The organism is Streptomyces sp. NPDC087420, assembly GCF_044744165.1.
Lineage (GTDB): Bacteria > Actinomycetota > Actinomycetes > Streptomycetales > Streptomycetaceae > Streptomyces.
Genome location: NZ_JBIUXU010000003.1, coordinates 301,385 through 313,071, shown reverse-complemented (window position 1 = coordinate 313,071; position 11,687 = coordinate 301,385). Strand labels below are relative to the sequence as shown.

Genomic DNA, 11,687 nt, shown 5'->3' with positions numbered 1-11,687 from the left:
CGGCCGAGAAATCGGCCGGGCCCGCCCGTCGATCGGACAGGCATCACCCCGGCGCGTCGCTCAGGCCGTCCTCACTGCTCCGGTCCCACAGCGCGGCGTCGCCGAACCGGAAGTGGTCGGTCGGCGGGAAGCGGATTGCGGTTGTCCGCGATCTTCTCGGCCGTGGTGACGGTCAGGTCCGCCTTCGGCTCGAAACTGGAGATGTCGGAGACCATCGCCTGCTCGGGCAGCGCTTCCCAGTCCTCGGCGAGGAACTGGGCCGAAAGCCCGGCCACGATGCGGTTGTGGAACGGGGCGGCGGATGCCCGTATGACGATCTTTCTGTCGATGAGTTCGATCCGTAGCTGATCGAGCTCAGGGAGGGTCTCCAGAAAGCGCAGCAGTTCGGTGCCCGGTGTCGTCCCGCACGGTTTCCTCGGCAGTCTCGTGATGCGTCGGGGTCATCGCGGCGCCGCCTCCTTCCGCCGTCAGCGTGGGGACAGCGCCCGTCCTCCCCGCCACGGTAGCCCGAGGTCCCCACGATCGGGTGAACGCGACCCGCCGTGGAAGGATGGGCCGAAACGCCCTATACCGAGGAGATGACCGGGTGCCTGGCACAAATCTGACCCGCGAGGAGGCGCAGCTGCGTGCGCGCCTGCTCACCGTGGACTCGTACGCGATCGATCTCGATCTGAGCGGCGCGCAGGAGGGCGGCACCTACCGGTCCGTGACCACGGTGCGCTTCGACAGCGCGGAGGCCGGGGCAGAGACCTTCATCGACCTGGTGGCGCCCGCCGTCCACGAGGTCGTCCTCAACGGCACCCCGCTGGACCCCGCCGCCGTCTTCAAGGACTCGCGGATCGCGCTGGCCGGCCTGCTGGAGGGTCCGAACGACCTGACGGTCGTCGCGGAGTGCGCGTACACGAACACCGGTGAGGGCCTGCACCGGTTTGTCGACCCGGTCGACGAACAGGCCTACCTGTACACGCAGTTCGAGGTCCCGGACGCCCGGCGCGTGTTCGCGTCGTTCGAGCAGCCGGACCTCAAGGCGACGTTCCGGTTCTCCGTACGGGCCCCCGAGGGCTGGACGGTCATCTCCAACTCGCCGACGCCGGAGCCGAAGGAGAACCTCTGGCACTTCGCGCCGACGCCGCGCGTCTCGACGTACATCACCGCGCTGATCGCCGGCCCGTACCACGCGGTGCACAGCACGTACGAGAAGGACGGGCAGTCGGTGCCGCTGGGCATCTACTGCCGGCCCTCGCTGGCGGAGTTCCTGGACGCGGACGCGATCTTCGAGGTCACGCGGCAGGGATTCGACTGGTTCCAGGAGAAGTTCGACTACGCGTACCCCTTCGCCAAGTACGACCAGCTGTTCGTACCGGAGTTCAACGCGGGCGCGATGGAGAACGCGGGCGCGGTGACCATCCGCGACCAGTACGTGTTCCGCTCGAAGGTGACGGACGCGGCGTACGAGACGCGCGCCGAGACGATCCTGCACGAGCTGGCCCACATGTGGTTCGGCGACCTGGTCACCATGGAGTGGTGGAACGACCTCTGGCTGAACGAGTCGTTCGCCACGTACACCTCGATCGCCTGCCAGGCCGACGCGCCGGGCTCGCGGTGGCCGCAGTCGTGGACGACGTTCGCCAACTCCATGAAGACCTGGGCCTACCGCCAGGACCAGCTGCCCTCCACCCACCCGATCATGGCGGACATCCGCGACCTGGACGACGTGCTGGTCAACTTCGACGGCATCACGTACGCCAAGGGCGCCTCGGTGCTCAAGCAGCTGGTCGCGTACGTCGGCCAGGACGAGTTCTTCCGGGGGGTGCAGGCGTACTTCAAGGCGCACGCCTTCGGGAACTCCCGGCTCTCCGACCTGCTGGGCGCGCTGGAGGAGACGTCCGGGCGTGACCTCAAGGCCTGGTCGACGGCGTGGCTGGAGACGGCCGGGATCAACATCCTGCGCCCGGAGATCACCCTCGACGCGGCGGGTCATGTGGCGTCGTTCGCCGTCACGCAGGAGGCGCCCGCCCTGCCCGCCGGCGCCAAGGGCGAGCCCGTCCTGCGCCCGCACCGGATCGCGATCGGGTGCTACGACCTGGACGGGAACGGCAAGCTGGTCCGTACGAGCCGGATCGAGCTGGACGTCGACGGGGAGCGCACGGAGGTGCCGTTCCCGCGGAACACCCCGCGTCCGGCCGTGGTCCTGCTCAACGACGACGACCTGTCGTACGCGAAGGTCCGCCTCGACGAGGAGTCGCTGCGAGTCGTCACCGCGCACCTCGGGGACTTCGCGGAGTCGCTGCCGCGCGCCCTGTCCTGGGCCTCCGCCTGGGACATGACGCGGGACGGCGAGCTGGCGACGCGCGACTACCTGGCGCTGGTGCTGTCCGGGATCTCCAAGGAGACGGACATCGGCGTCGTGCAGTCGCTGCACCGCCAGGTGAAGCTGGCGCTCGACCTGTACGCGGCGCCGGTGTGGCGCGAGACGGGTCTGACGCAGTGGACGGAGGCGACGCTGGCGCACCTGCGGGCGGCGGAGCCGGGCAGCGACCACCAGCTGGCGTGGGCACGGGCGTTCGCGTCGACCGCCCGTACGCCGCAGCAGCTGGATCTGTTGCAGGGGCTGCTGGACGGTACGGAGACGGTCGAGGGCCTGGCCGTCGACACCGACCTGCGCTGGGCGTTCGTCCAGCGGCTGGCGGCGGTGGGGCTGCACGACACCGAGGAGATCGCGGCGGAGTACGAGCGCGACAGGACCTCGGCGGGCGAACAGCACGCGACGGCGGCACGCGCGGCGCGGCCCTCGGCCGAGGCCAAGGCGGAGGCGTGGGCGTCGGTGGTGGAGAGCGACAAGCTGCCGAACTCCCTCCAGGAGGCGGTGATCGGCGGCTTCGTCCAGACCGACCAGCGTGAGCTGCTCGCGCCGTACACGGAGAAGTACTTCGCGGCGGTCGCGGAGGTGTGGGAGTCCCGTTCGCACGAGATGGCGCAGCAGGTGGCGGTCGGGCTGTACCCGTCGCTCCAGGTCTCGCGGGAGACGCTGGACGCGACGGACGCGTGGCTGGCGTCCGCCGGGCCGAACGCGGCGCTGCGGCGGCTGATCTCGGAGTCGCGCGCGGGTGTGGAGCGCGCGCTGCGGGCCCAGGAGGCGGACGCGGCGGCGGCGCCTGTCGTCTAGGGCCTGCCCGCCGGTCCCGGAGGTCCCGGAGGTCCCGGAGGTCCCGCTGTCCTGGACGGCGGGGCCTCTTCGGGGTGTCGGCGGCATTCTCCCCGGTGGGATTCGGGTACGCGAAAGCGCCGCACGGCGGCCGTGCGGCGCTTTCCCGGTGCGTGGGGCGGGTGGTCAGCCCTGCTTCGGCTTGGTGACGCGGTGGGACGGGTGGGACTTGTCCAGGACCAGCACCAGGCCGGTGATGACCGCGAACAGCAGCAGCGGGATGCCCACGAACAGGCCGAGGGTCTCCACCACGCTCAGGCCGGGGCCCGGGTCGTCACCGTCGTCGCGGCTCAGTGCGAGCGCCGGGGACGTCATGAGCAGCATCATCAGCGTCGTACCGGCCGCCAGGGCGCCCGCGCGCATCGCGTTCTTCTTGTCCACGGTGCAAACGTAGCGAATGGCCGGGTCCGCCGCGCGCGCGGGGTCCCGTACGGCTCGACGCGCCTCCCGTACGGCCCTGCCCGACTCCCGTACGGCCCCCCTCGACTCCTTCCTTACGGCCCCGCTCGACTCTTCCCGTACGGTTCTGCCCGTCTCCTCCCGTACGGTTCTGCCGCGCGCCCGGGCCGTCACGGTCGCAGCACGTCCATCAGGCGGTGCAGCCGGGGAGACGCGGCCAGTTCCTCCAGCGTCATCGGCCGGCCCGTCGCGTCCGCCACCGGCAGGCGCCAGTTGGGGTACTGGTCCCAGGTGCCCGGCAGGTTCTGCGGCCTGCGGTCGCCCACCGCGTCCGGCAGCCAGACCCCGACCATCCGCGCCGGGGTGCGCAGCAGGAAGCGGTAGACCGCGCGGATCTCCTCCTCCTCGTCACCGGGGCCCCCGGGCAGCAGCCCCAGACGCCCCAGGTACGTGAGCCACTCCCCGACCTCCGTGCGGTCCGCGGCCTGTTCCTGGGCCAGCGGGCGGGTGAGCAGGCCCAGCCGGTGGCGCAGTTCCACGTGCTCGCCGGTCAACCGGGCGGCGGTGGACGGCAGGTCGTGGGTGGTCGCGGTGGCGACGCAGTCCTCGCGCCAGGTCCCGGGCGGCAGGGGCGGCTGTCCCGGCCCCTCCCAGTCCCGTTCGAACCAGAGCACGGACGTGCCGAGCACCCCGCGCCGCTCCAGCGCCTCGCGCACCCCCGGCTCGACCGTGCCGAGATCCTCCCCGACGACCGGGGCGCCCGCGCGGTGCGCCTCCAGGGCGAGGACGGCGAGCATCGCCTCGGCGTCGTACCGCACATACGTTCCCTGGGTGGGCTGCTCGCCCTGCGGGACCCACCAGAGCCGGAACAGCCCCATCACATGGTCGATCCGCAGCGCCCCGGCGTTCCGCAGCAGGCCCTTGAGCAGGCCGCGGTACGGGGCGTAGCCGGACGCGGCGAGCACGTCGGGGCGCCAGGGCGGCAGGCCCCAGTCCTGGCCGAGGGCGTTGAAGGCGTCGGGCGGGGCGCCGACCGACATGCCGGCGGCGAAGGCGTCCTGCTGGGCCCAGGCGTCGGCTCCCCCGGGGTGCACGCCGACAGCGAGGTCGTGGACGATCCCGACGGCCATGCCCGCGTCCCGTGCGGCGCCGGACGCGGCGGCGAGCTGCTGGTCGGTCAGCCAGGCCAGCCGGCAGTGGAAGTCGACACGGTCGAGCAGATCGCGGCGGGCCCGGGCGGTCTCGGGCGAGCGCGGGTCGCGCAGCCCGGCCGGCCAGTCGTGCCACCGCGGTCCGTGCGCCTCGGCGAGCGCGTACCAGGTGGCGTGGTCCTCCAGGGCCTGCCCCTGGGCGGCGAGGAAGTCGCAGTACTCGGCGCGGCGGCCGGGGCCGAGGGGGACGGCCGCCAGGATCTCCAGGGCGGGGAGCTTGAGCGCCCATACGGCGTCGCGGTCGATCAGCGCGTCCTCGCCGAGGACGGAGGCGCGCAGGGCGGCGGCCTTCTCGCCGAGCGCGTCGAGCTGTTCGCGGTCCGCGCCGCGCACGTACGCGTACTCCGGCACGGCCTCGATCCGCAGGTGGACCGGGTCGGGGAAGCGGCGCGAAGAGGGGCGGTACGGCGAGGGGTCGGTCGGGTCGCCGGGGACGGCGGCGTGCAGCGGGTTGATCTGGACGAAGCCGGCGCCGAGGTGACGGCCCGACCAGGCGGCCAGCTCGGCGAGGTCGCCGAGGTCGCCCATGCCCCAGGAGCGCTCGGAGAGCAGGGAGTAGAGCTGTACCAGGAAGCCGTGGGTACGGGGCGGGGGCTGCGGCACCTGATGGGGGGCGACCACCAGGGTGACGGTGGCCGTACGGCCGTCGGGGGCGCGCGCGGTGAGGCGGTGGACGCCGAGGGGGGCGTGGGCCACGACGGCGGCGGGGTCGGTGGTGGGGGCGGGGTCGGGCGCCGGAGCCGTACCGCCGTCCTCCGGTTCCACCTGGAGGGTCGTCCCGGGCGGCAGCCCCGTCAGGGCGGCCGGGACCTCGGGCCGTTCCCCCTCGGGGGCGCTCCACAGCACCACCGTCGGGGGCAGCAGCCGCTCCGCGGCGGTGGACTCCGCGCGGGTGAGCGCGTCCGTCACCGCCTCCGGCGTGGACGCGTCGACCCCGAGCGCGGCGAGCACCGCCACGACGGTGTCGTCAGGGACCTTGACGGTGATGTCGGGCGAGGGGGCGTACGAGGTGGCGACACCGTGCAGTGCGGCGAGCCTGGCCAGGCCCATTCAGACTCCTGGGGACTCCGTGCCCCCGGCGGTGCCGGGAGCTGTGGGTTCGCTGGTGAGCGGGGCGGTGTCGGCGAGTGGGGGCTCGCTGGTCAGCGGTTCCGCGTCGGCGAGCGGCGGTTCGCTGGTCAGCGGGCCGGGCGCGGACCGCGCGGGACCCGGCACCGACGGTCGGGGGATCGGCTGTTCGGAGGGGCCGGAGAGCAGGCGCGGTGCGGGTGCGGCCATGACGGCTTCTCCAAAGGCTGGGGGAACAGGACACAACAGCCCTACCCAGCGTAGGCGGACCCAGGCGCGTACGGAGGGTGAACCTGTGCCGGTGAGGAGGTGCCGGGTCACGATGCGTCTCCCGCGTGTCACGATCCCTCCCCCGCCCGGCAGTTGGTACCCCTGCCTATCACAAGGGGCAAAGGAGACACAGCGGCCACGCGCATTGACACCCCGACCACGGGGTGGTGGGCTCGTCCCCGCTTGGCGCGAATCCTCGCGAGTCTTGGGGGGACCAGGGAACACGAGAGGAGCACGGCGTGCGGCTCGGGCGTACAGGACGGACGGCCACGGCGGTCGCGATGGCCGTGATCGGCGGGCTTCTCGGCGGGGCGCCGGGCGCGTACGCGGCCCCGCACGACCCGGGCTCCCCGGTCGCCGCCACACCCGACCCCGAGGGCCGGGCGGACGTGCCTGACGTGTGGCCCAGGCCGCAGACGATCAAGGCGGCCGGGCGGGCGGTCCCGCTCGGTGACCTGGTCACCGTCGTCGCGGGCGAGGGCGCCGACCCGGTCGCCGTCCAAGCGCTCACGGACGTACTGCGCGCCGCCGGTGTCCGTACGGTCGGTCAGGCCTGGGCCACGGATCCGCCCGGCGCGGGCACGGTGGTCCTGGCCGGCGGCCCCGGCGCGCGCGACGCGCTGCGCGCCCTGCGCGCGCCCGACAGCACCGACCTGCCGTCCGGCGGGTACCGGATCGCGGTGGGCCGGGTCGCGGGGCGCGACACGATAGCGCTGGACGGCGTCGGCGAGGACGGCCTCTTCCACGGCGCGCAGACCCTGCGCCAGCTGATCGTGAAGCCGCCGGTCACGAAGCCGGGCGTGAAGGCGGGGGCGAAGGCGGGGGCGAAGGCGGACGCGAAGGCGAGCACCAAGACGGGCGGCCCGGCGACCGTCCCCGGCGTGGTGGTGCGCGACTGGCCCGGCACGCTCGTACGCGGCACGACGGAGGGCTTCTACGGAGAGCCGTGGACCCATCAGGAGCGCCTGGCGCAGCTCGACTTCATGGGGCGTACCAAGCAGAACCGCTTCCTCTACGCGCCGGGCGACGACCCGTTCCGGCAGGCGCGCTGGCGCGATCCGTACCCGGCGGCGGAGCGTGTCCAGTTCCGCGAGCTGGCCGAGCGGGCCGGCCGCAACCATGTGACGCTCGCCTGGGCCGTGGCACCCGCGCAGTCCATGTGCATGGCGTCGGAGAAGGACCTCGGGGCGCTGAACCGCAAGATCGACGCGATGTGGGCGCTGGGGGTGCGGGCCTTCCAACTCCAGTTCCAGGACGTGAGTTACAGCGAGTGGCACTGCGACGCGGACGCGGACACGTTCGGCTCTGGTCCCGAGGCGGCGGCGAAGGCGCAGGCCCGGGTCGCGAACGCGGTGGCGGCGCATCTGGCGGAGCGGCACCCGGACTCCGAGCCGCTCACGGTCATGCCGACCGAGTACCACCAGGACGGCGTCACCGCGTACCGCACGGCGCTCGCGGGGACGCTCGACGGCGGCGTCCATGTGGCGTGGACGGGGGTCGGGGTCGTACCACGCACCATCACGGGCCGTGAACTGTCGGACGCGAAGGCCGCGTTCGCGCATCCGATGGTGACGATGGACAACTACCCGGTCAACGACTACGAACCGGACCGTATCTTCCTCGGCCCGTACACCGGCCGGGAGCCCGCCGTCGCGGGCGGCTCGGTCGCGCTGCTCGCCAACGCCATGGAGCAGGCGTCGGCGTCCCGTATCCCCCTCTTCACCGCCGCCGACTACGCCTGGAATCCACGGGGTTACGTACCGAAGGAGTCCTGGCGGGCCGCCGTGGACGACCTGGCGGGCGAGGACGCGGCGACCCGCGAGGCGCTGCGCGCCCTCGCGGGCAACGACGCCTCGTCCCTCCTCGACCCGTCCGAGTCCGCCTATCTCAAGCCGCTGTTCACCGCTTTCTGGGCGTCCCGTGCCACGTCGGACGTACGCGCCAGGAGCCGCGCGGCGGCCGGACTGCGCGCCGCCTTCACGGTGATGGCCGGGGCGCCGGAGCGTCTCGCGGGGACGGCCGGGGGCCGGCTGGACGACGAAGTACGGCCGTGGCTCGACCAGTTGGCGCGCTACGGGCGCGCCGGGGAGCTGGCCGTCGACATGCTCACCGCCCAGGACCGCGGTGACGGCGCCGACTCGTGGCGGGCGTCGCTGGAGCTGGAGCCGCTGCGCGGCAAGCTGCGTACGAGCGAGGCCGTGGTGGGCAAGGGCACCCTGGACCCGTTCCTCGACCGGGCCGTCAAGGCGGCGGCGGGGTGGACGGGCGCGGACCGTGACACCGGCGAGGACGTCACCGAGGACGCCCGGTCGTACACCGTGCGCCTCGGCCGCGCGAGACCGGTCACGGCGGTGACCGCGATGACCGGGCCGGGCACGGGCGCCGGCGCGAGCGTCGAGGTGCGGGTCCCGGGTGAGGGCTGGCGCCCGCTGGGCCCGCTGTCGACGAGCGGCTGGACACAGTCGGACGCGAAGGGCCTGCTCGCCGACGCGGTACGGATCGTGTGGCCGGGCGCGGGTGCCGGTTCCGGCGTCTCCGGACCGGGCGCGCCCGCCCCCTCCGTACGGCATGTCGTGCCCTGGTTCGCCGACGAGCCGGGGGCGCGGCTGGACCTGGCGCCCCGCGAGGCGGACGCCCAGATCGGCGGGGAGCCGCGGACGGTCGAGGCGCGGCTGGCGGGGCGGCGGCCCGGCGAGGTGCGCGGGTCGCTCACCGCGAAGGCGCCGTCCGGCATCCGGGTGACGGTGCCCAAGGAGACGACCGTGCCGCGCGGCGCCCTGACGACCGTCCCCATCGAGGTCAGGGTGAAGGCGGGCACCCCGGCCGGTTCGTACGACGTGCCGGTCGCCTTCGGCGGCGAGCGGAGCACGCTGACCGTACGGGCCTCGCCACGCACCGCCGGCCCCGATCTCGCGCGCGGCGCGACCGCCTCGTCCTCGGGCGACGAGACCCCGGACTTCCCGGCGTCGGCCGCGATCGACGGGGACCCCGCCACCCGCTGGTCCTCCCCGGTGGAGGACAGCGCCTGGTGGCAGCTGGAACTCCCGGCCGCGGCGAGGGTCGGGCAGGTCGTCCTCACCTGGCAGGAGGCGTACGCGAGCCGTTACCGCGTCCAGGTCTCCGCCGACGGCCGCACTTGGCGGACGGCGGCGACGGTCTCGGACGGCCGGGGCGGGCGGGAGGCGATCGGGATGGACGCGAGGGACACCCGGTTCGTACGGGTCCAGGGCGACGCCCGCGCGACGAAGTACGGATACTCGCTGTTCTCGGCGGAGGTCTACGCGGTGGCGCCGTAACGGGAACCCCGGCTCGGCGCACGCCTCCGTTCCCCCCGGCCCACACCCGCCTGACCAGGGGGAACGACAAAGGCCCGGATCTCAGGCTGAAATGCCGTCGATCCGGGCCACCGCGTCCTCCGCGCCGTACGGTTGCAGGTACGGCATCCAGCGCGGGTCACGGTGTCCGGTCCCGATGATCCGCCAGGCGAGCCCGGACGGCGGGGCCGGTTGTTGGTGCAGGCGCCAGCCCAGCTCACGCAGGTGCCGGTCGGCCTTGACGTGGTTGCACCTGCGGCACGCGGCCACGACGTTGTCCCACGCGTGCTGTCCCCCGCGGCTGCGGGGGACGACGTGGTCGACGCTGGTGGCGGCGGCGCCGCAGTACATGCAGCGGCCCCCGTCCCTGGCGAAGAGCGCACGACGGGTCAGTGGAACGGGCCCCCGGTAGGGGACCCGCACGAACCGCTTCAGCCGTACGACGCTGGGGGCTGGGACGACGCGGGTCGCGCTGTGCATGAAGGCGCCGGATTCCTCGAGGCTGGTGGCCTTGTTCTCCAGGACGAGGACGAGCGCGCGGCGGAGCGGTACGACGCCGAGCGGCTCGTACGACGCGTTGAGGACCAAGACATGCGGCACGGATGCCTCCTATTACGCCGGCGGCGCGTGGCTCGCGCCGGGACGATCTGCTCCAGTCTCTCCTCATGCCTGGTCGAAACGCCACCACGTCCAGGTAACGGGCTCGGAGTGTTTTCGACCACAGGACGACCCCAGGACACCCGCTCGCCCCTCCTGCCCGCCCCAATACCGCGCCCCACCGCGCCCGCATCGCGTGAGGAGTGTCTCTCCGCACCCTCGGGGCGGAGGAGGCCGCCCACTGCCCCGTTAGTGTGGTTGGCCAGCCCTGCCCCTATCCGGAGGTTCCCGTCGTGTCCTGGTCCGCCCTGCCGGCCGCAGCCCCGCCGTCCGGTCCCGGCACCCTCGACGAGGCCGGGAACCGGGCGAACGACGCGGCGGGCTGGGTGGAGGACAACTGGTCCACCTGGCTCAGCGTCGGCCTGCGCATCCTGCTGATCCTGGTGATCGCCCTCGTCCTGCGCCATGTGATCCGCCGCGCGCTCACCAAGCTCATCGAGCGGATGAACCGCAGCGTGCAGGCGGTGGAGGGCACCGCGCTGGGCGGGCTGCTGGTGAACGCGGAGCGCCGCCGCCAGCGCTCGGAGGCCATCGGTTCCGTGCTCCGCTCGGTCACGTCGTTCCTGATCCTCGGCACGGCCGCCCTGATGATGCTGGGGGCGCTGAACATCAATCTGGCGCCGCTGCTGGCATCCGCCGGGGTCGCCGGGGTGGCGCTGGGCTTCGGCGCCCGCAACCTCGTCACCGACTTCCTCTCCGGGGTGTTCATGATCCTGGAGGACCAGTACGGCGTCGGCGACAGCATCGACGCGGGGGTGGCCACCGGCGAGGTGATCGAGGTCGGCCTGCGCGTGACCAAGCTGCGCGGCGAGAACGGCGAGATCTGGTACGTGCGCAACGGCGAGGTGAAGCGGATCGGCAACCTCAGCCAGGGCTGGGCCACGGCGGCCGTCGACGTGGTGGTGCGGCCCTCCGAGAACCTGGAGAAGGTCCGCGCGGTCATCAAGCAGGTCGCGGAGACGATGGCCAAGGACGACCCGTGGGCGGAGCGCCTGTGGGGCCCGATCGAGGTGCTGGGCCTGGACTCGGTCCTGCTGGACTCGATGACCGTACGGCTCTCGGCCAAGACGATGCCCGGCCAGGCGCTGAGCGTGGAGCGCGAGCTGCGGTGGCGGGTCAAGCGGGCGTTCGACGAGGAGGGGATACGGATCGTCGGGGGTGTCCCGCCCCAGGTGGACGAGGAGCCCGTGGACCCGTCGGCCGGCGTGTCGGCCCCCTCGGCCCTGTCCAGCCCCACCTCGCCGCAGTCCCAGGCCGCGTCCCCGCTGACCCCGCAGGTGCCGCCGCCGGGCAGCCCGGGCCAGGGCAAGTGACCGGCGCGCGATGACGTCTCCGTACCGGTGAGGTCTCCGTACCGATGACGTCCTGTGTAACAAGCACCGACCGCCCGCCTTCTCCCGCACCCCCGCAGGTAACGCTTTGGTTGCCTCGGGGGTGCTTTGCGCCGGGGGGTATTGACTGATTCCTGACGCCAGGCCTACTTTCCTCGCATCCCAATAGGAAACTTTCCTAACAGTGTCACCGACGTGCCACGCGGGAGAGCGAGCAGAGACAAGGCAGGTG

Annotated in this window: 8 protein-coding genes; 3 read left to right on the top strand and 5 right to left on the bottom strand. The window is 73.1% G+C overall.

The genetic code is table 11. From position 1 onward, the window contains the following. Window positions 1-71 precede the first annotated feature (71 nt). Window positions 72-275 (bottom strand): hypothetical protein, encoded by a 204-nt coding sequence (locus ACIO1C_RS07485; protein WP_401859585.1) that lies wholly within the window; start codon window positions 273-275, stop codon window positions 72-74. Window positions 276-586: 311 nt separating this feature from the next. Here ACIO1C_RS07485 and pepN point away from each other — a divergent pair, with 311 nt between their 5' ends. Next, complete coding sequence (gene pepN / locus ACIO1C_RS07480) at window positions 587-3,166, top strand: aminopeptidase N (RefSeq protein WP_401859583.1); 2,580 nt, start codon at window positions 587-589, stop codon at window positions 3,164-3,166. A 165-nt stretch (window positions 3,167-3,331) separates the two neighbouring features. Here pepN and ACIO1C_RS07475 read toward each other — a convergent pair whose 3' ends face one another. From ACIO1C_RS07475 to ACIO1C_RS07465, 3 genes are all read right to left on the bottom strand, one after another. After that, window positions 3,332-3,586 carry a hypothetical protein gene (locus ACIO1C_RS07475; protein ID WP_327236626.1) on the bottom strand — a complete coding sequence of 85 codons (255 nt, stop codon included), beginning with the start codon at window positions 3,584-3,586 and terminating at the stop codon, window positions 3,332-3,334. A gap of 188 nt (window positions 3,587-3,774) precedes the next feature. Further along, window positions 3,775-5,865, bottom strand: a complete 2,091-nt coding sequence (malQ, locus tag ACIO1C_RS07470; protein ID WP_401859582.1) for a 4-alpha-glucanotransferase — start codon at window positions 5,863-5,865, stop codon at window positions 3,775-3,777. After that, window positions 5,866-6,093: a hypothetical protein gene (locus ACIO1C_RS07465; RefSeq protein WP_401859580.1), complete on the bottom strand. Its 228-nt coding sequence runs from the start codon at window positions 6,091-6,093 to the stop codon at window positions 5,866-5,868. 299 nt (window positions 6,094-6,392) lie between these two features. Here ACIO1C_RS07465 and ACIO1C_RS07460 point away from each other — a divergent pair, with 299 nt between their 5' ends. Next, window positions 6,393-9,449, top strand: a complete 3,057-nt coding sequence (locus tag ACIO1C_RS07460; protein ID WP_401859578.1) for a beta-N-acetylglucosaminidase domain-containing protein — start codon at window positions 6,393-6,395, stop codon at window positions 9,447-9,449. 81 nt (window positions 9,450-9,530) lie between these two features. Here the strand turns inward: ACIO1C_RS07460 and ACIO1C_RS07455 are convergent, their stop codons facing one another. Next, window positions 9,531-10,067, bottom strand: a complete 537-nt coding sequence (locus tag ACIO1C_RS07455; RefSeq protein ID WP_161306982.1) for an HNH endonuclease — start codon at window positions 10,065-10,067, stop codon at window positions 9,531-9,533. A 290-nt stretch (window positions 10,068-10,357) separates the two neighbouring features. Here ACIO1C_RS07455 and ACIO1C_RS07450 point away from each other — a divergent pair, with 290 nt between their 5' ends. Continuing rightward, window positions 10,358-11,437: a mechanosensitive ion channel family protein gene (locus ACIO1C_RS07450; RefSeq protein WP_401859575.1), complete on the top strand. Its 1,080-nt coding sequence runs from the start codon at window positions 10,358-10,360 to the stop codon at window positions 11,435-11,437. Window positions 11,438-11,687: the final 250 nt, after the last annotated feature.